Source organism: Actinomycetota bacterium (assembly GCA_035765775.1).
Taxonomy (GTDB): Bacteria; Actinomycetota; CADDZG01; order JAHWKV01; family JAOPZY01; genus DASTWV01.
In genome coordinates this window covers 24242-43255 of sequence record DASTWV010000028.1, presented here as the reverse complement: position 1 = coordinate 43255, position 19014 = coordinate 24242, and the positions used below count along the sequence as shown (strand labels likewise).

Sequence of the window (19014 nt, the reverse complement as noted above, 5' to 3'; positions counted from 1 at the left end):
CCAGTCAGGCAAGCAAAAGTGGGGTGGCTACAAGGGCAGAGTTCCTTGCCGGAAAAGGCAGGCCCAAGGCACTTACCGGGGCAGGGACCTCTGGCGCCCGTCGCCAAGGGCAACACCCAGCACCCGGCTGCCCCGGGGTGGCCATCTTGACCTCTTCGTGGAGGATCGCCATCCAAGGACCCCCTGGCCGTTCCACATCCCAGGCAATGCGCCGCGAAGAGTCCTTGAGGCAAGCGAGATGATTCGCAACAACACCAAGCAGCCCGACGGGGGAAGCCCTGTTCAAACGCCCTTTTGCCCCCCCTTGCATTATCGCTCCAGCCCGCGTCCTAGCTGGACCGATAAGTCGAACTACGTTAGGGCAGGTGCGGTTCGTTTGGATCACATCCTGTGGGACCGTCTACCTAGGACTGTAGGTAGTGGAGGACCGCCAGGACCCGACGGTTGTCACTCTCGGAACTCGGCAGCCCGAGCTTCAGGAAGATGTTGGCCACGTGCTTCTCCACGGCCCCCTCGCCGATGACAAGACGCGCGGCGATGGCGGCGTTCGACCGGCCCTCGGCCATCAGGGCGAGCACCTCGGTCTCCCGGGGCGTCAGGGTGGCACCCAGCACGCCCGCCCGCTCGCTGGCCCCCAGCAGCTGGGCCACGACCTCGGGATCGAGCGCCGTCCCGCCCGCGGCGACCCGGCGCAGCGCATCGACGAACTCGGCGACATCGGCCACCCGCTCCTTCAGCAGGTAGCCCACGCCGGCCGGGTTCTCGGCGAGGAGCTGGCGGGCGAAGTGCGTCTCGACGTACTGGGAGAAGACCAGCACCCCCAGGCCCGCATACCGCTGGCGCAGGGCGATCGCCGCCCGCAGCCCTTCGTCGGTGTGGGTCGGGGGCATGCGGATGTCCACCACGGCGGCGTCCGGGACCTCATGGGCCACGGCCGCGAGCAGCGCCTCGCCGTCGCTGACGCCGGTGGCCTCGAACCCGCGGTCCTGCAGGAGCCGGACGAGGCCCTCCCGCATCACCACGGCATCCTCCGCAACGATGACCCGCATCCCGATCCCCCGATCCCTTAGCCGTGCAACGGCAGCTCGATGGTGACGGCCGTAGGTCCTCCGGGGGGGCTCGACAGGCGCAGGTGACCGTCGACCGCGCGCACCCGGTCAGCCAGGCCGGCCAGGCCGGTTCCGCGCTCCGGCCGGGCGCCCCCGATGCCGTCGTCGCTGACCTCCAGGCGCAGGGCGCCGTTGCGAGCAGTCACCTCGACCGTGGCCCGGCCCGCATGGGCGTGCTTGGCGACGTTGGCCAGCAACTCGGCGGCGCTGAAGTAAGCGATGGTCTCGATCGCGGGAGGCGGCCGGTCAGGAAGGTTGATACTCAGGCCGGTCGGGACGGCGCTGCGGGCGGCGAGCGTCGCCAGGGCAGCATCGAGGCCCACGTCCAGCACCGGGGGGTGGATCCCGCGGGCGAGGTTGCGCAGCTCGACCAGCACTTCCTTGGCATGGCCGTGGGCGGCATCGACCAGTTCGAGGGCGCCGGCCGGGTCGTAGGGGATCCCGGAGGTGCCGGCGAGCTTCTCCTTCGCCTGGCCCAGCTTCATGGCGAGGGTGGCGAGCTGGGCCTGCGCCCCGTCATGGAGGTCCCGCTCGATCCGGCGCAGCCGGGCGTCCGAGTCCTCGATCATCTGGGCCCGGGTCTCCTCCAGGTCCTGCACCCGCTGGGCGAGGCGAGCTGGGCCGAGCAAGCCCCGAGCCACCCAGCCGTCCACCCAGGTCACTCCCCGGGTGACCCATGGGGCGGCCAACACCATGGCCACCCCAGCGGCGAACACCACGAAGGTGCCCGGGAACGTGGCGATCCGGAAGGCCCCGAACGGGGTGAGGAAGGCGACGGCGTGCAGCCGTGTCCCGGGCGGGTGGTTCCGGAACAGCCGCCACCAGATCGGGTAGGTGAGGTCGGCCAGCCCCACCCAGTACAAGAGGGCGTACAACTCCAGCGCAGTCAGAGGGACCTTCGCCACCAGGTAGGCCAAGGATTTCCAGCTGCTGGCGTCCTTGATCGACGTCCGTTCGTGGCCGAGCCAGCCGTGCTGGCGGCGGGCTGGCGGGAAGGGTGCGATCGGCCGGCCGAGCAGCCAGACCACCAGGCGGCGCAGCAGGGCTCCCAGACCCCGGGCAGCCCCCGTCGCCACAAGGATCGGAGCGAGGATCGCCACGATGATGGCGGCACGCACCAGCGCCACCGCCGTGTCGGGGAACACCAGGAGGCTGAAGGCGGCCAGAAGAACCTGGCCGATCAGCACCCCGATCAGGCAGAAGAGCCCCTCGGAGCGCGCTCGCCTGGTGAAGGGTTCCCGGGCGGCGGCGAGAACGAACCGGGCCAGGGCCGTGCCCAACGGGCGGCCTCCCGAGACACCTCGCCCCGCGGTCTCGGTGCCCATGGCGTCCACTGACCTCACCGGCGTCCCAGCCCGTAGGTGGAGCTCAGGCGTCCCGGGCGGCGAGCAGGAAGGCACCGGCCCCCAGAGCCAGGGCTGCGTACGCCGCCATCACTCCAAAGCCGGCCCACGGCGAGAGGAAGCCGGGCATGATCTTCACGGCGCCCACGGAGTTGCCCATGATGATGATGGGGCCGAACTTCCACAGCCGGCCCGGGAGGGCGCTGAGGATCGGCGGTACGACCACGGCGAAGCCAGCGTACACCGCCACCGCAGCGGCACTGCGCCGCACGATGGCCCCGATCCCGAGCCCGAACAGGCCCATGAGGACCAGGAATCCCGGCGAGAGCACGAGGGCACGCAGGACGCCGGGCTGGTTGAGGTGAGCGTGGGGAGCGCTCCCCATGACGGCCTGGCCGGCGGCGAACGTGGCGAGGGTCACAGCTTCGCAGGCCACGAAGGCGACGAGGGCGAAGACGATCGCCTTCGACGCCAGGACCAGGGGACGGCGGGGCAGGGCCGCCAGGGTGGAGCGGATCGAGCCCGAGCCGTACTCGCTGGTCATCATGAGCACGCCGAGCACCGGAACCAGCAGGTAACCGGGGACCAGAGCGGCGAGGAGATTGTTGGTGGGGTCCCAGTGGGTGCGGGCCTGCGCCGTCATGTGCGGCCAGTGGGCTCCCGTTGCCGCCCCGATCACCATGCCGAATGCGATGGCGGTGACCGGGAACAACGCCAGGGTCCAGCGCGTCGAGCGGAGCGACATGAACTTGGTCCACTCCGAGCGGACTCCGTCGCCGATCCCGTAGCTGCTCGCTGGGGGCCGATGGGTGAGGGTCGTGGTCGTCATGGCGTCCTCCTCGTGGGGCTTGCCCCGTTGCGAGCCGCGCCCGCGGCGGCGACAGCGCGGTAGTCGGTGCTGGCGTCGGTCAACTCCAGGAACACCTCCTCGAGGGAGGCGCGCTCGGGCGTCAGCTCGTGGAGCTGGACCCCTGCACGCGCCGCCAGGGCGGCGATGGCGGCGGGCTCGCTGCCGGTGACCGAGAGCGAACCGTCGGGTCCGGTGCTCACGGTCATCGCCGCCCCAAGCAGCACTGCGGCCAGCCCGGCCTGATCCTCCGCCCGCACCCGAACCGACCGGGGGGCCCGGGCGGCCAGTTCCCGGCTCGACAGCTGGGCGACCACCCGGCCCCGCCCGACGACCACCAACCGGTCGGCAGTGAGAGCCATCTCGGCGATGAGGTGGCTGGAGAGCAGGATGGCGCGGCCCTCGGCCGCCAGAGCCCGCAGGAACGTGCGGATCCAGTGGATGCCTTCGGGGTCCAGGCCGTTCATGGGCTCGTCGAACAGCAGGTTGCCGGGGTCGCCCAGGAGCGCGGCGGCGATCCCCAGGCGCTGCGCCATCCCAAGGGAGAAGGTCCCCACCCGCCTGCGGCCGACGGGGCTGAGCCCGACCTGCTCGAGGACCACCGCCACCCGGGACCGGTCGATGGCGTTGGCCCGGGCGAGGGCCCGGAGGTGCTGCTCGGCGGTCAGCCCCGGGTGGAAGGCCTTGGCGTCGAGGTGCGCACCCACCTGGCGGAGGGGCCAGTTGAGTGCGTGGTACGGGCGCCCGTCAATCAGGGCCTTCCCCGCGTCGGGCGCCTCCAGCCCCATGAGGAGTCGCATCGTGGTCGACTTCCCGGCCCCGTTCGGCCCGAGAAACCCGGTGACCACCCCGGGGTGCACGTCGAAGGTCAGGTCGTCGACGGCCGTCGTGCGGCCATACGCCTTGGTCAGCCCTACCGCTTGGATCACCCTCCACCTCCTTTCTTGTCGTCCAGGGAGTTCCGTTCACCGAGAACGGTACGGAGCAGTCGGCGAGGTGGGAATCCGGGTAGCACCCGAATTTCGGCCCGGGGGTTATCCCCCGGGGGCGGGGCCGGCGGTGCTATGGCGACGGGCGCTTCGCCGCAGGCCAGCGTGGCCCTGGCACTCACAACCGCCTGGGCGGAGTCCGGCTCGTGCATCGGTAGACATCCGCCACTCCTCGACCCGGAATCTCTGAGATTCGGCGACGGGCGCGGTCGGGCAGGATTACCTGGGGCAGCCCAGCAGCGTGGCCAGGATGTGGGCGTGCAGGCGGTCGGCCACCACCACGCGGCGGCGGGCCAGCAGCCACACCCGCGCGCGACAGGCAGGGTGGCCAGGGGATTCCGATGCCGCTGCGTGTTCCTCCCCGTCGCCCACGCTGTCCTCAAGCGCCCTGGTCGCCACCTCCCAGGCGAGCGTCCAGCCAGTGGTGGCTCCCTGGTTGCTGTTCCAGTCCGTCACCGCCACGCCGGTGTCCGGCGACCCACGGGTCGATTCATGGTCCGTGCGGGCGATCCACACCACTTCGTCCGTGGCCGCGAACGTACCGGGATACGGATGGAGAGGCCACGCCAGGTTCGGGGCACAGGACGCACGATGCAAGGAGGTCACGGGCGCGCTCGACGCTTCGCCAGTCCGGGGCGCAGATGGTGACGTCCGGGTGGGCGCCGAGGACGTGGCGACCCCGACCACCCGGGACCGGTACGTGGACTTCCTGCGGGCCGCCAGTATCGCCATGGCAGTCCTCGGCCACTACCTGGGAATGGTGATCGTCGCCCCGCACGGGCGGGTCGCCCAGCACAGCCTGCTCGACCTGTCGCCCCAGCTCAAGATCCTCACCTGGGTGCTGCAGATCATGGCCACGTTCTTCATCTGTTCTTCTTCGTCGGCGGCTTCTCCAACCTGGTCAGCCTGGAGTCCGGCCGCAGGCGGGGCGACACGGCGGGCACCTACCTGCGGCGCCGGATGCGCCGCCTGCTCACCCCGTCCCTCGTGTTCCTCGGTGCCTGGACCGGCTTCGAGGTGCTCATGCATATGGGCAATTGGGGCGGTACCGGGCTGGCGTTGTCCTGGGCCTGGCGATCGCGGCCGGCGCCGTGGACGAGCTGCACCACCAGATGGGCATCGGCTGGATCGGCTGGGCCAAATTTTGGCTTCGTGTGGTTGCTGGCGCACCAGCTGGGCTTCTTCTTCGCCCATGGCAGCCTCACCCAGGCATCCGGCGGACCTTGGCGGTCATGACCGGCGGCGGCCTGGTGGCCTTGATCGGCCTGACCGCCAGCGGCTCTATCCGGTCAGCATGGTGGGCAATGGCACTGACAAGTTCTCCAACATGAACCCCCCAACGTGAACCCCCGACCCTGGTGATCGTGGCCCTGACGTTCTGGCTGGTGGGCCTCGTCATGCTGGCCCGGCCGGCGGTCAACCGATGGCTGGCCAACGCCAAGCCCTGGATGGCGGTCATCGCCGGCAACCGGATCTGCATGACCGTCTTCCTATGGCAGCTCACGGCGATGCTGGTTGCCTCCCTGATTCTGCTGCACCTGGGTCTGCATCCGTCGCCCCTGAACCCAGCCTTCCTGCCGCTCGCCCTGGCCACACTGGCCATGCTGGTAACCGTGTTCGGCCGCTTCGAGCGGGCGCCGGTGGCCGGCGCCAAGGAGGGCCGGGCTCACATGCCAGCCGCTTAGGCCGGCCGGAAATGATTAGGGGCCAGCTCTTCCGGCCGCCAGAAGGGAGACGTATGCTCGTCGCCCCAACGGGACGCGCACAAGGGGGGACGCATGATCGGTGTCTTCGTCACGTTCGATTGCGGGAGTGGGTTCGACGCCGGGAAGGTGGCGGGGATCGCCTCGCACGCCCGGTCGATGTTCGAGGGCATGCCGAACCTGCGGCACAAGTTCTTCACGATGGACCCGGACGCCGGCCGAGCCACCAACTTCTACGTCTGGGAGAGCGAGGAGGCAGCCAGGGCCTTCTTCAACGAGGCCCTTGTCGAGCGGGTGACCGGCCTGTACGGCGTTGCGCCCACGATCGAGTACGTGGAGATCGCCGAGACGGTGACCAACCCGGCCAGCTGAAACGGGGCAAGCCCCGGGCGTTACCACAAGGTCTTGACGGGCTCGAAGGAACGCATCGCGATGTCGGCGGTGACGAGGACAAGTCCGCGCTCAAGCGCTGTCGCGACCAGGAAGCGGTCTGCTGGATCCGTTGAGGCGAAGCCATCTAGAGATTCGCTTCTCAGTGCGATCCCGTGGTCGAAGGGTTCTGCGGTCAAGGCCGAACGCCTCAGGGAGTCCAGCACCCATTCGACGGGCGAGGGCTCCAGCTGGATACGCCCCTTCCGCGCGAGTACGAGGGTTTCCCATGTGGAGACCGGGGATAAGTGCAGGCTGTTGGTGCGGTCGGTCAAGGCCGACTCCGCCACTGGCGTCAGGTGTTCCGGGGCCAAAAGGCGCCAAAGCCAGACGTGCGTATCGAGCAGCAGCTTCACCCGCGCAGTGCTTCCCAGTCCTCAGGATCGGTGGCGGGCGCGACCAGGTCGCCAATGATCCTGCCCCGGTCGGCCATGGCTCCACTCCAGTCATCCCGATCATCGGGTGAGACCGGCCCCAACCGGGCCACCGGCCGGCCCCGTTTGGTGATGAGGATGGCCTCACCGGAAACCCCCACCTCGTCGAGCAGCGCTAGACAGTGCTGCTTGAACTCACCTGCCGGGACCGTACGCATGCGCCATATTACCATGGACATAGGACATGGACATCGATTTGAGCCGCGGGCCTGGGCTCAGGCTGGTTGACGGAAACTGACACTCGCTCTATTCTGGGAGTCACTTTCAAAAGGAGGTGAGTCCCATGAAGCAAGAGGTAGCCGTAGCCCGCCCCGAGGGCTACGACCGGCGCTGGTGGGTGCTGGCGGTGCTCTGCCTGAGCCTGCTCACCATCGGTGTCGACAACACCATCCTCAACGTCGCCCTCCCCACCCTGGTCCGCTCCCTGCACGCCAGCGACAGCCAGCTCCAGTGGGTGGTCGACGCCTACGTCCTGGTCTTCGCCAGCCTGTTGCTCACCACCGGCAGCCTGTCGGACCGCTTCGGCCGGCGCTCGGCCCTCGGCCTGGGTCTGCTGATCTTCGGCATCGGCTCGGTGGCCTCGGCCTTCGCCGGGTCGGCGAACATCCTGACCGCCACCCGGGCGTTCATGGGCCTCGGCGGCGCCCTGATCATGCCCTCCACCCTTTCCATCCTCACCAACGTCTTCCCCGCCGAGGAGCGGGGCCGGGCCATCGGGATCTGGGCAGGCGTCTCCGGGCTCGGGGTGGCCATCGGTCCGGTCGTGGGCGGCGCCCTGCTGGAGCACTTCTGGTGGGGGTCGGTCTTCCTGGTCAACGTCCCCGTCGTCATCATCGGCATCGTGGGCGGCCGCCTCATCGTCCCCAACAGCAAGGACCCCTCCGCCCCCCGGATCGACATCCCGGGCGCGCTGCTGTCCATCGTCGGCCTGGTGACCCTGGTCTACGGGATCATCGAGGTCCCCAACTACGGCTGGGGCAGCGCCGGCATCCTCACCGCCTTCGCCGTCGCCGCCGTCGTGCTGGTGAGCTTCGTGCTCTGGGAGCGGCGCACCCCCCAGCCGATGCTGAAGATCGAGTTCTTCCGCAACCCCCGCTTCACCGCCGCCAGCGTGAGCGTGACCCTGATCTTCTTCGCCCTCTTCGGATCCCTGTTCTTCATCACCCAGGAGCTGCAGTTCGTCCTGGGCTACAGCCCGCTCAGTGCCGGGCTGCGGCTGGCGCCCGTCGCCCTGGTCATGGCGATCTCCGCCCCGACCGCCGGCCGCCTGGTGGAGATCATCGGCAACAAGGCGATGGTGTTCCTCGGCATGGTGCTGTGCGCCATCGGTCTGTTCGTCCTGGGCACCGCCACGGTGCACTCGGGCTACGGGCTAATCATTTCGTCGCTCATGCTGCTCGGCATCGGGATCGGCTTCGCCATCGCCCCGGCGACCGAGTCGATCATGGGCTCGCTGCCGCCGGCCAAGGCGGGCATCGGCTCGGCCATGAACGACACCACCCGCCAGGTGGGCGGCGCCCTGGGCGTCGCCATCCTGGGCTCGGTGTTTTCCTCCGCCTACACCGTGAAGCTCGCACCCGCGCTGGTCGGCGCCCCGGCCTCGGTGGCCAAGGCGGCGACCTCCTCGGTGGGAGCGGCGCTCGCCACCGCCCAGAAGCTCGGCGGGGCGGCCGGCCAGGCGCTGACCGTGGCGGCCCGGTCCTCGTTCGTGCACGCCATGGACCGTGCGCTCATCGCCGGGTCGATCATCGCCCTCGCCGGTGCCCTGGTGGCCCTGCTGTGGCTGCCCAACCGTGCCCGGCCGGAGGCGCCCGTTCCGGGGGCCGAGACTGCGGGGGCGGAGGGTGCCGGGACGGAGACCGGGGAAACCCTCGACCCCGACCTGGAGTTGGCGTTGGAGGGAGAGGAGGTGGAGAGCGTTGGTTCCGGTGACTGAGGCCGAGGGCCTCCGGGAGCGCAAGAAGTCACGGACCCGCAGCGCCATCCACAAGGAAGCGATGCGCCTCATCCGCGAGCACGGCTACGCCGCCACCACGGTGGAGCAGGTGGCCGAGGCCGCCGAGGTGTCCGCCAGCACGGTGTTCCGCTACTTCCCGACCAAGGAGGACCTCGTCCTGCACGACGAGTACGACGACGACTTCGTCGAGGCCTTCAAGGCGCAGCCGCCCGAGATGAGCCCGCTCGCCGCCCTGCGGGCCTCGATGCGGCAGGTGATCGGGAACCTCACGCCGCAACAGTTCGCCGAGGAGGCCGAGCGCATCGCCCTTTCCCGCTCCGTGCCCGAACTCCGGGCTCGGCGCCTCGACGAGCTGGTCCGCACCCTGCGCCTGATCGCCACGGCAGTGGCCGAGCGGAGCGGGCGGAGGCCGGACGACCCGGCGGTGCGGGCGTTCGCCGGGGCGGTGATCGGGGTAACCGTGTCCGCCATGCTGTGCGGGGGCGACGACCCGCCGGCGGCCACCTTCGAGCAGTTCGATGAGGCGCTGGCGCTCCTCGAGGCGGGGCTGCCGCTGTAGGGCGCCGGGCAGCCCGGTTGGGCAGCGTGGCTGGGCAGCGTGCTGGGCCGAGTGGCTGGGCCAGCCCAGCGCCCGGAACGAGGCCGATGGTGGCCCTACGCCGAAGGCCGGCCCAGGAGGTCCCGGAGGCGCCCGACGTCGGGCGCCGGATGGCCCGCCAGGCGGGCACGGTGGGCGTGGTATTCGAGGTCCCGCAGCTGCACCTCGAGGGCGCCCCGGAACGTTGAGGTCATGGCCTGGCGGGGGGTGAGGCCCCCGAGCCGCGGGTGCGGCGTCGCCGCCCACATGGCCTCCCACTCGGCGCTCCCCGCCTCGTCGCCGGCCCAGAACGGGGCATCGACCCCGGGGGTCTCGCACCACTCGCTCACGACCGTCAGGGTGGGGGCCAGCTCCCGGAGTGCCGCCAGCGCCTCCTCGTACCGCCGCCGGGAGGAGGCCTGGAGCACCACGACCTTCGGCTCCCGGCGGAGCACCGCCTTAGCGCCCGTGAAGCGCTGGGGCAATCCCGGGCGGTCGCAGTGCGGGCGGGCCGGGAACTCGGCCGCCCGCTCCCGGGCCAGCCCGCTCACCGGCGTGCGGTACCACCACAGCTCGGCGCGGGGCCCGGCAATCACGTCCTCCCGGTGTTCCAGGAGGCGGCGGAGGGCCGGCCAGTCCGGGACCGTGAAGCGGGCCTCCAGCCATTCCCAGGGCTCCCCGTCGTCCAGATCCGCCGCCGCCCGGGTGAAGCGAGCCGCCACGGCCAGGTAGGGGAAGTGCTGCGCCACCCGGTCGGCGGCCTCACAGGCCGCCTGATCCGCGAGCGGATCGGTCTCGCCCAGCAGACCAGGGGCCACCTCAGCCGCCACCGGGTCCGCCGGCCGGCCCGCCGGCCTCCGGGGCGTGCGGGCACCGAAGCGGAGTGCGTAGCTGACGAAGGCGTCGCCCTCGACGGGCGAGAGTGCGACCAGCCCAGCCCCGGGGCGCCAGACGCCCTCGTCGGGCACCATCATCGCCAGCAGGACGGACCACGGCGGCGGCGGGGCGGCGGGGCGGACGGCCGCGTAGAGGGTGAGGCCGGTGACCATCTCGGTCACCAGCAGCCCGGGGCCGGGCGCCTGCGGGCCCACCTGCCAAGCGCCGAAACGGTGATGGCTCATCCAGTCCATGGCCAATGCGCTCAGGGGCCCGGCGCTGCGCTCGCCCCAGGCGAACTGGCTCACCACGGACTGGCGCTCTGGCCGCTCGGGGAGCATCGTGAGCGCCCAGTCGAACCGGAGGGCACGGTCCGCCCGGGCGGCGAACTCCCCGATCCGACCGAACCATTCCCGCTCAGCGGCGTGCCAGGGGGCGGCCGCCGTCCGGGCGAACCAGTCGTCCACCGGCACATCCGGGCGCCAGTACCAATCTTCGAGGCACGTGAACTCCCCCACCTCACGCTCGTCGTCGGGCAGGAGCCACCAGTCGCTCCCCCGGGCATAGGACTCGTACGCGGCGCGCAGGTGTGCCAGGCGGCTGCCGTCGCTGAAGCGGCGGACGACCTCCCGCTCGGCGGGTTGGCAGCACCTGGCAAAGGGTCGGTGCGAGCCGCACGGGCATGATGTCTCCCCGGGCATGGCGAGCCGGCGATGGATCGCCCCGAGGACGCGGGCCCGCAGGACCTGGCCGTCCCGGCCGAAAAGGTCGCCCCAGCAGACCTCCTCCAGGTCCGCCGCGGCCCGGGCCAGTTGGCCCGCGGCGGCGAGTGCGGCGGCCCTGGTCGTGAGGATGGCAATCTCCGAGCCCCGGGTGCGCACGCGCTCGAGCAGCTCCAGGGCCCGCCCGGGATCTCCGGCCAACGTCGCGGCCTGGGCGGCGAACAGCAGCGGGGTGGTCCCCGCCGGGTCCTGGTCGATCAACGCACCGGCCAGCCGGACCACCCGCTCCAGGCCCAGGGCCTCCACCAACTCCTCTGCGAGCAGCCCCGGGCAGGCCTTCCGCTTGTACTGCAGCAGCACGGACTCGGCCCAGACACCGGGCTCCGCGCGGGCAGCCAGGGCACGGTTGGCGGGTGACAGGCTGCCGGGGCGCCCGCCCCGGAGGTTGGGCCTGGTAGGGAACGGGAACGTGCTCATTCGCTGCATAGGGCGCCTCCACTCAATGTTCATTGGCAGATTCACGCTGCTCGGCACTATAACAATGTTTTACATACTACTGCAAGCGAACCGATACTTCAGCACGATCCCGCCGTGCGGAGCAGGTGCCCGGGTTGCCGCGCGAAAAAGGGAGCCGCATGGGGCTCCCTTTCCGGACCGCGAGACTGCGTGTGGGCTATTGCTTGTTGGCGCTCCAGGAGCCGCCAGCCGCAGCCGGGCCGCCGGCGATCTGCCAGGTGCCCGACATGTGGCTGCCGGAGATCGTCCCCGTGTACGTCACCGCCGCACTTCCGACGGTTCCGAACGTGATCGTATTGCCGTTCAGGGTCCCGTTGAGGGGCGTGTCGCCGGGCGATGTCGAGAGATTGATCGTGCCGTTCAGGTTGTTGCCGGTCTGGGTCCACGTCAGGTGGAACGTGCCGGTGAAGGTGCCGCTGTAGGTCCCCGACCAGGTCCCCGAAACCCCCGAGGTCGATGCCGCCGGGCTCGAGGTCTCCACCATCGGGCTCGAGGCCTCCACCATCGGGGTGGTCGGCGCCGCGGGGGTGGTGCTCACCGCTCCCGGCGGAACCGACGTGGAGGTGCTGGTGGTGTTCTTGGAACTGCAGCCGAACCCGACGGCCGCCACCCCGGCCAGCAGCGTCAGCAGTGCAGCCGAAGGGCGCCGGAGGGTACGGAGCCGCCGTCCCATTGGTGTAGCTGGTGCTTCGCCTGCCGCAGCGGGCGCCAGATCCTTGCGCATACTTTCCGCCCCTTCTGTCGATGTCCGCCCGAGAATGCTGAACTGGCCGGATCATATGCAGTGGGCCGAGGTCGAAGCGAGAAACTCGTACGTTCCCGCGGCCCCGGTCTCCCGACGTGAGCGGCAAAACTCTTATTCGGCGTACACTCCCAGGCAGCCAACCTGTCCGGCACTCGGCCAAGGAGCATGCTGTGGGGACAACGCTCACGCCTCGCACCAGCGGTGTCGCTCGGCCCGCTGACCGCAGCCCTTCCCGAGGAGCACTCCGGGGCCCGCTCCGACCCGCCGGGAGCAACGCTGCGCTCCAGCGGGCGCTCTCCCCGGCTGGTCACCTGCCGCTCCGGGCGGTAGCGGGGATCGCCGGACCGGCGGGCAACCGGGCGCTCGGCAGCCTGCTCCATCCATCTGTGGCGGTGCAGCGGCTGCTGTCCATCAACGAGTTCATCCCGCTCGGCCGGTCGGTGGCCCCCAAGGAGGCCCTCACCCGCTACATCGGCTACCTCAAACGGGAGGCAGCGAAGTACGAGAGGGCTGCCTGGATGCTCGCCGACCTGGACGGTATCCAGGCCAAAGTGGACGTCGCCGGCCTCACTCCCGGCAAGATCGGGGAGCTCCGCGGGGAGATCGATGGGATCGCCGGACCGCTGCGCAAGATCGAGGAGGAGAACCGGCCAGCAGCCAAGATCGACAGCGACATCACCCAGGTGTACAGGCCGTTGAAGGCCTGCGTCCTGCAGTCCCTCGAGCAATTCGGCGTCCTCGGCATGACGGCCGCGGAGTACCACGCGAAGCTCTGGAAGGACGACGACGACCTGAAGTACTACGACATGGACACCAAGATCGGCCCGATCTACCAGCGCTTCGGCCTGACGGAGAGGGACGCCGAGGGCCAGACGTTCGCCCAGCTGAGCGCCTCGCTGCCGGTCGGCAAGTACGTGGTCAACGTGACCAGCCCGGCGGGGCCCAACGGGCACATGTTCTGCCTGATCGTCGACCCACCATCGGCCAAGAACAAGCCCAACAAGGTCTACTCCCGACAGGACCCTGCCAACACCCAGAGCTGGCAGCCGAGCGACAAGATCCTGCGCTACTGGGTCAAGGCCTGACACCTCCGGGCGGGGGGGCCGGGCGTGGTTCACACTTGCCTTTTCGCGCCCTCGAACACCCCCGAGTGAGGAGAAATCCATGAGCCAGTACCCGCACGGCGAGGGAGCCCGACCCAACGTCGGCGCCGCCCCCACCGCCATGCCGGTGACCACCACCTTCGACTTCCCCGATTGGCACGTCGAACACTACGTGGGGAGCTGCTTCGGGCTCATCGTCCGCAGCATGGGCGCCCTCAAGAGCTTCGGGGCGGCGTTCAAGACCATCGCCGGCGGCGAGGTCACCCAGTACACCGAGCTGCTGGAGGACAGCCGCCGGCACGCCATCGACCGGATGATCGAGAACGCCCGGATCATGGGCGGCAACGCCATCATCGGAATGCGCTTCGACTCCTCCGAGATGGGCGAGACCCTGACCGAGATCGTGGCGTACGGGACGGCGGTCGTCGTGGTGGCCAAGCAGTGATCGGCCTGGCGATCCTGGCGGCGGTCGTGGTCATTGCCGTCGTCGGCTACTTCCAGCTCCACCGCCACGGCGAGAGCCCGGCGGCGGCGCCCGGGTGGCAGCCAACCCCGGAGTCGTTCCGGGACCCGTCCACTGGCCGCATCATGCGGGTGTGGGTGGACCCGGCCGACGGGACCCGCCACTACGTGCCGGAGCCGCCGGCATAGGCGCGGGGGCCGGGGGCGGGGGCCGGGCCGGGGGCGGGGGGCGTCGAAACGGTCCGTTGCGACAGTTAGACATCTAAGTGAGCAACAAAACCCGTGAAGAGTACGGCTTTTGTTGCCCACCTCCGCCCACTACCCCACCTGCCCCAGCGCCGGGCCACCCGGAAAAGCGGATCTCGGCCGACCTTTCTCGGAACGTCTCCCGGTGGATCCGTGGCGACCTGCCTGCCGTCGAAGCGGACGAACCGGGTCTGGCCGATCCGAGGCGCCTGCTGCTCTGCCGATTGCTTACATGCGTTCTTTAGTGTAGCCTCGCCCACATGGGTGCTCTACAGGTGGACATCGACCAGCTGAGCGCCGCCGGGCAGCGGATCAAGGACGCCGCCCTGCAGCTCGACTCCCTGAGGGTGGACCTCTGGGTGCGGGCGCTCGGCGTCGGGGAGGCTGCCGGCGATCTGGCGACCGGGGCCTCGGCGCACACCTTCGCCACTGCGGCGGACCAGTACCTGAGCGCGGTCCGGGACGAGCTGGCCGGGCTTTATGAGTACACCCTGGCCCTGACGTTGGCGGCCGAAGCCGCCGACGGAGCAGGAAACCACTGATGCCCACCGTGCCCGCTCCTGGCGCGACCGGTGTCACAGCCGCCCCCCGACCCGCAGGCGACTCCGATGTCCTGCGTAGCATCCGCGATGCCCTCATCGGCCCCGTGACCGGGCTGCTCACCTTCGCTTCCAATGTCGACGCCTTGGCCTCCGTGGCCGGTTGGCAGGGCCCCGCGGCCGACGCATTCGGTGGCCGGATGCATGCCATCGCCAACCGGATGCGGTCTGCCTCCAGAACCCTGGGCGACGGCCAGCAGGCGCTCGACGCCCTGGCCAACTCCCTGCAGGACGCCGACGAGTCTTGGGACCTGGCGCAGGCGTTGACGGGGCAGGGTGTACCCGCAGGAGGCCTCTTCGCCGGTGCGGCGGAGATGTCGTCGTCGGCTTACCGCCTGGCCCGGCAGCGGTTGGACGACGCTACCCACCGCCTGGCGCCGCTGACCCTCGACTCACGTGCTCCCCAGCCGAAGCCGATGACCCTCCCCGTCAACCCGTGCGGGTTGGTGCCGGAGGAGGCGGCGGGGGCCTTCTGGAATCAGGGCATGGTGCCCATCAACACCGAGTGCCTGGCGGTCGTCGAGGTCACGATCGATATGGACGGCATCCCGGTGGAGACCTTCGAGGCCGTCCCGATAGGTCGAGAAGCCGAGGAGAGCAAGCCGAAGAAGGCTGGCCGCGACGAGCCGATCCAAAGCGTCCAGGAAAAGGTGCGGATCCGGGCCCGAATCGATCGCCAGCTTGCAGCCGGGACCGCTGACGAAAAGTTCGAAGCGGGCGTAGCCAAACATGTGCTTGCGGAGGGGTTCCCCATCCTGAAATTCCGCTCTCTATTTGTCACCTCCGAGGGCGAAGGAGGGGAAATCGACTTCGAAACGAATGAAGCCATTGTGGAAGTAACACGGAGCCCGAACGGCAAGGTCAGCCAAACCCGCAAATATCAAGACCCGCTCGTGAACCCGACCCACAAGGCTGTCATCGTTTTCAGCCCGACATACGCCAATCAGGCAGCTGCGGATCTCGCTGAGCAGGGCGTCTTCGTTGTCAGGGACATGAACCAGCTCATCAATTTGTTACACGAATTGAGGGGCTGATCGTGGGGCCAACGCTGATTCTCGTAACCGCCCAGCCCGTAACGAAGGATGATCTGACGCGCTTCATCATTTCCCAGGGCGGATCCTTGAAGGCGATTGGTGCATACGACGGTCGGATAAATTCGCAGGTCGCGTGCGTCAATATCAAGTGGGATGTGGAGTGTGATTCGGATTGGACTGCCCCCATTAAGCCATACGATTCATCCCCCAAGAGCATTGATGAGTGGCATCACCAGCTGGCCTTGCGGGAAGAACTCCGGGCTAAGCTTGGCGAAGAACCGGGCGCATGCATAATCCTCGATCTTGTCCGCGGACAACCAACACAGAAGATGGCCTGGCGCGTAATTCAGGCCATGTTTGAGGCGTGGGCTCCGTGCGTTCTACGCAGTTACCCGACTGACCTCGCTCCAGAGCAGGAAATTTGGACCTTGGAGGAACTCACGTCTTTGTGGGCGTCGGAGAACCGGTTACCGTACTGAAATCCGGGGCCTCGGCGATTAGCGGGCGGCGCTTTCCCCCTGTAGCGGGCGCATGTCGGCGTAGCGGGCGCCGGCAGCCTCCAGGCCCTCGAGCCGTTCCAGGTCGTCCGCCGTCAGCTCCAACGATGCCGCACCCACGTTCTCCTCCAGGTACCGCCGGCGGCGGGTGCCCGGGATCGGGACCACGTCGTCGCCCCGGGCGAGTACCCAGGCCAGGGCCACCTGCCCGGGCGTCGCCTCGTGCTGGGCCGCAACAGCTTTGACCTCGTCCACCAGTGCCAGGTTGTGCGCCAGGTTGTCGCCTTGAAACCTCGGCTGGGCCACCTTGCGGAAGTCGGTGTCCGCCATCGCCTCGGTGCTGGTGATCGTCCCGGTCAGCAGGCCCCGGCCCAGCGGGCTGTAGGCCACGATGCCGATCCCCAGCTCCCGGCAGGTGGGAACGACCTCGGCCTCGATGTCCCGGGCGAACAGGGACCACTCGGACTGGAGGGCGGCAATGGGGTGTACAGCCGCAGCCCGCCGGAGGGTTCCCGGAGACGCTTCGGAGAGCCCGATGTGGCGGACCTTCCCCTCGTGGATCAGATCGGAGAGTGCCCCGACCGTGTCCTCGATGGGCGTGTCCGGGTCGATCCGGTGCTGGTAGTAAAGGTCAATGTGGTCGACGCCGAGACGCCGCAAAGATCCTTCGCACGCCTGCCGGACGTACGCCGGGCGCCCGTTGATGCTGCGGACCCCCGGGTTGTCGGGGTCCCGGACGAAGCCGAACTTGGTGGCGATCACGACCTCGTTCCACCGGCCCTTCAGCGCCCGGCCGAGCAGTTCCTCGTTGGTGTGCGGGCCGTACATGTCCGAGGTGTCGAAGAACGTGACCCCGAGCTCGAGGGCGCGGTGGATGGTGGCGACCGACTCCGGTTCGTCGGCAGGCGTCGAGCCGTAGAACTCGGACATCCCCATGCAGCCCAGCCCGAGGGCGGAAACCTCCAGGCCGCCGGGGCCAAGTGTGCGGTGCGGGAGTGTCATGTTCTTGCCAGACTAACAATTAACTGCCGAACAACGTCACTTCGTCGCCCCCAACCCTTGCAGGGTCTCGGCCCGGCTGATCGCGAGGTGACCAGCCGGGTTGCCGAGACCCTGGCGGAGTGCGCCGCCTGGTGGGGGTTAGAGCAGGCCGTTCTGCTTCAGCCATGTGGTCGCCACGCTCGAGGCGTCCTTGTGGCCGACCGAGACCTCGTCATCCAGGCTGGCAAGGGCATCGCTGGTGAGCTTGTTCATGACGCCGGTGAGCAGGCCCTTGATGCCGGGATTGGCGTTCAGGAGGGCGGTACCCACCTCGGCGGTGATGTTGTCGGCCTGCTGCAGGTTCTTGTCGTCCTTCAGCTGGACCAGGTTGTCCTTGGCGATCACCGACTGCGTGGTGCACAGCTCGGCGATGTTGACCTGGCCCGCCTCGAGCGCCTGGGCAGGGGGATTGTCGCACCCCGAGCCGAGCGCCTGGAAGGTCAACGACAGCCCGTAGGTCGACTGCAGCCCACCCAGGCAGAGCGCCGAGCTCTGGCACTCCGGCGGGCCGGCCAGCGTCAGCTTGTCGGTGACCTTCTTGAGGTCGCTGATGGTGCTGAGGTGGTACTTGTCGGCGGTCGCCTTGGTGACCACGAACGTGTTCTGGTCCGCCGCGGGCGAATAGCCGACCAGGGTCAGGTTCTTCGGCGCCAGGGCGGTGTTGTCGTCGGCGAGCTCCTTCGCCGGGTCGGACGAGCCGGTGCCGTGGAGGTAGACGGTGAGCAGCGAGCCGACGTACTCGGGCGCCACCTGGATCTGGCCGGGCATCGCCGCCTGCAGCACCTGGCGGGCGCCGACGTCCATCTTGTAGTTCACCTGGTAGCCGGCGTGGGCCAGGACCTGGCCGTACATCTGGGCCATGATCTCGCTCTCGGCGAAGCTGTTGGAGCCCACGGTGACACTGGCTTTGGTCCCACCCGAGGGGGTCGACCCGGATCCTGATGTGGTGCTCTTGCCGCATGCGGCTGCCACCAGCCCGACCAGCATTGCCACGACGATGCCCACCATGCGATGCCGCATGCGCGCCCTCCCCCTTATGTAGGTCCCTTGTTTTGGGCCCCCTGTGGCCCTCACCCTACTTACCGCGCTCGGGCCAGACCAAATCGTTTCGGGCGGGGCGGCGGGGCGAGGCCGCGGGCCAGGGAGGCGAAGGCCACGTCGACCAGCAGGGCCAGCGCGGCCACCAGCAGGGCGCCCGCCAGCAGGTGGGGGGCGTCGTTGATGGCGAGCGAGTCGACGATGAACCGCCCGAGGCCGCCCCAGCCCACCTCGGCCCCCAGCGTGGCAGTGGCGACCACCTGCACCGCGACCACCCGCAGCGTGTCGAGGAGGAGGGGCACGGCGAGAGGGAGCTCGACTCGCGTCAGGACCTGCATCTCGCTCATGCCGGTGCCCCGGGCGGCCTCGACGATGTCGGGATCGACCCCCCGGATGGCGATGTAGGTGTTGGTCAGCAGGGGCGGGACGGCGAGCACGACCAAGGCGATGAGCGTCGGCCACAGCCCGATGTTGCCCGGCAGGTAGCGGATGGCGAAGGGGAAGACGAAGGCCAGGACGCCGAACGAGGGGATCGCCCGCCCGACCCCGGCGACGTTGACCGCCAGGAAGGCCCCCTTGCCTTTGTGGCCGACGAAAAGGCCCACCGGGACGGCGAGGGCGAGGGCGGCCGCCAGTACCTCGGCGGTCATCTGCAGGTGTTCCCACAGCCGGGCCAGGATGCCGGTCGGACCCCACCAGTTGGCGGCGGTGAAGAGCCAGGCGAAGGCCTCCCGGAGGACGTGCACG

At 69.4% G+C, this 19014-nt stretch carries 21 protein-coding genes; 9 read left to right on the top strand and 12 right to left on the bottom strand.

Annotated elements, in window-relative coordinates; translation table 11 throughout:
• Nucleotides 1-404: 404 nt before the first annotated feature.
• The 5 genes from VFW71_06080 to VFW71_06060 form a co-directional block, all read right to left on the bottom strand.
• Complete coding sequence (locus tag VFW71_06080) at nt 405-1049, bottom strand: response regulator transcription factor (GenBank protein ID HEU5002333.1); 645 nt, start codon at nt 1047-1049, stop codon at nt 405-407.
• Between the two features lie 17 nt (nt 1050-1066).
• Nucleotides 1067-2452: a sensor domain-containing protein gene (locus VFW71_06075; GenBank protein ID HEU5002332.1), complete on the bottom strand. Its 1386-nt coding sequence runs from the start codon at nt 2450-2452 to the stop codon at nt 1067-1069.
• Between the two features lie 25 nt (nt 2453-2477).
• A complete protein-coding gene (locus VFW71_06070) occupies nt 2478-3281 on the bottom strand; it encodes an ABC transporter permease (GenBank protein ID HEU5002331.1) in 804 nt (267 codons plus the stop codon).
• Nucleotides 3278-4228 carry an ATP-binding cassette domain-containing protein gene (locus tag VFW71_06065; protein ID HEU5002330.1) on the bottom strand — a complete coding sequence of 317 codons (951 nt, stop codon included), beginning with the start codon at nt 4226-4228 and terminating at the stop codon, nt 3278-3280. The genes VFW71_06070 and VFW71_06065 overlap by 4 nt, the downstream gene beginning before the upstream one ends.
• 279 nt (nt 4229-4507) lie before the next feature.
• The gene (locus VFW71_06060) at nt 4508-4750 is read right to left on the bottom strand and encodes a hypothetical protein (GenBank protein HEU5002329.1); all 243 of its coding nucleotides are present in this window, start codon (nt 4748-4750) and stop codon (nt 4508-4510) included.
• A gap of 902 nt (nt 4751-5652) precedes the next feature.
• Here VFW71_06060 and VFW71_06055 point away from each other — a divergent pair.
• Nucleotides 5653-5973 carry a hypothetical protein gene (locus tag VFW71_06055; GenBank protein HEU5002328.1) on the top strand — a complete coding sequence of 107 codons (321 nt, stop codon included), beginning with the start codon at nt 5653-5655 and terminating at the stop codon, nt 5971-5973.
• A gap of 93 nt (nt 5974-6066) precedes the next feature.
• The gene (locus VFW71_06050; protein HEU5002327.1) at nt 6067-6363 is read left to right on the top strand and encodes a hypothetical protein; all 297 of its coding nucleotides are present in this window, start codon (nt 6067-6069) and stop codon (nt 6361-6363) included.
• A gap of 20 nt (nt 6364-6383) precedes the next feature.
• On the opposite strand, the gene VFW71_06045 is transcribed toward VFW71_06050, so the two are convergent.
• The gene (locus VFW71_06045; GenBank protein ID HEU5002326.1) at nt 6384-6776 is read right to left on the bottom strand and encodes a type II toxin-antitoxin system VapC family toxin; all 393 of its coding nucleotides are present in this window, start codon (nt 6774-6776) and stop codon (nt 6384-6386) included.
• Nucleotides 6773-7012, bottom strand: coding sequence for a type II toxin-antitoxin system Phd/YefM family antitoxin (locus VFW71_06040; GenBank protein ID HEU5002325.1), 240 nt, complete (start codon nt 7010-7012; stop codon nt 6773-6775). The genes VFW71_06045 and VFW71_06040 overlap by 4 nt, the downstream gene beginning before the upstream one ends.
• Nucleotides 7013-7137: 125 nt before the next feature.
• Between VFW71_06040 and VFW71_06035 the strand changes: the two genes are divergently transcribed.
• Together VFW71_06035 and VFW71_06030 are read left to right on the top strand one after the other, a co-directional pair.
• Nucleotides 7138-8790 carry an MFS transporter gene (locus tag VFW71_06035; GenBank protein HEU5002324.1) on the top strand — a complete coding sequence of 551 codons (1653 nt, stop codon included), beginning with the start codon at nt 7138-7140 and terminating at the stop codon, nt 8788-8790.
• Nucleotides 8783-9370 (top strand): TetR family transcriptional regulator, encoded by a 588-nt coding sequence (locus tag VFW71_06030; GenBank protein HEU5002323.1) that lies wholly within the window; start codon nt 8783-8785, stop codon nt 9368-9370. Before VFW71_06035 ends, VFW71_06030 begins: the two co-directional genes overlap by 8 nt.
• 95 nt (nt 9371-9465) lie before the next feature.
• Here the strand turns inward: VFW71_06030 and VFW71_06025 are convergent, their stop codons facing one another.
• Nucleotides 9466-11463 (bottom strand): hypothetical protein, encoded by a 1998-nt coding sequence (locus VFW71_06025; GenBank protein ID HEU5002322.1) that lies wholly within the window; start codon nt 11461-11463, stop codon nt 9466-9468.
• Between the two features lie 196 nt (nt 11464-11659).
• Nucleotides 11660-12175 (bottom strand): hypothetical protein, encoded by a 516-nt coding sequence (locus tag VFW71_06020; GenBank protein HEU5002321.1) that lies wholly within the window; start codon nt 12173-12175, stop codon nt 11660-11662.
• A 242-nt stretch (nt 12176-12417) separates the two neighbouring features.
• Between VFW71_06020 and VFW71_06015 the strand changes: the two genes are divergently transcribed.
• The 5 genes from VFW71_06015 to VFW71_05995 all read left to right on the top strand — a co-directional run bounded on the left by VFW71_06015 (nt 12418) and on the right by VFW71_05995 (nt 15691).
• Nucleotides 12418-13332: a hypothetical protein gene (locus VFW71_06015; GenBank protein HEU5002320.1), complete on the top strand. Its 915-nt coding sequence runs from the start codon at nt 12418-12420 to the stop codon at nt 13330-13332.
• Between the two features lie 79 nt (nt 13333-13411).
• Nucleotides 13412-13795: a YbjQ family protein gene (locus VFW71_06010; GenBank protein ID HEU5002319.1), complete on the top strand. Its 384-nt coding sequence runs from the start codon at nt 13412-13414 to the stop codon at nt 13793-13795.
• Entirely contained in the window at nt 13792-14001 is a 210-nt protein-coding gene (locus tag VFW71_06005; protein ID HEU5002318.1) for a hypothetical protein, read from the top strand. The genes VFW71_06010 and VFW71_06005 overlap by 4 nt, the downstream gene beginning before the upstream one ends.
• A gap of 317 nt (nt 14002-14318) precedes the next feature.
• Complete coding sequence (locus tag VFW71_06000) at nt 14319-14600, top strand: hypothetical protein (protein HEU5002317.1); 282 nt, start codon at nt 14319-14321, stop codon at nt 14598-14600.
• Entirely contained in the window at nt 14600-15691 is a 1092-nt protein-coding gene (locus VFW71_05995) for a WXG100 family type VII secretion target (GenBank protein HEU5002316.1), read from the top strand. Before VFW71_06000 ends, VFW71_05995 begins: the two co-directional genes overlap by 1 nt.
• 497 nt (nt 15692-16188) lie before the next feature.
• On the opposite strand, the gene VFW71_05990 is transcribed toward VFW71_05995, so the two are convergent.
• The 3 genes from VFW71_05990 to VFW71_05980 all read right to left on the bottom strand — a co-directional run bounded on the left by VFW71_05990 (nt 16189) and on the right by VFW71_05980 (nt 19013).
• A complete protein-coding gene (locus tag VFW71_05990; protein ID HEU5002315.1) occupies nt 16189-17190 on the bottom strand; it encodes an aldo/keto reductase in 1002 nt (333 codons plus the stop codon).
• A 138-nt stretch (nt 17191-17328) separates the two neighbouring features.
• The gene (locus VFW71_05985; GenBank protein HEU5002314.1) at nt 17329-18249 is read right to left on the bottom strand and encodes an ABC transporter substrate-binding protein; all 921 of its coding nucleotides are present in this window, start codon (nt 18247-18249) and stop codon (nt 17329-17331) included.
• 59 nt (nt 18250-18308) lie between these two features.
• Nucleotides 18309-19013, bottom strand: a complete 705-nt coding sequence (locus VFW71_05980) for an ABC transporter permease subunit (protein HEU5002313.1) — start codon at nt 19011-19013, stop codon at nt 18309-18311.
• Nucleotide 19014 lies beyond the last annotated feature (1 nt).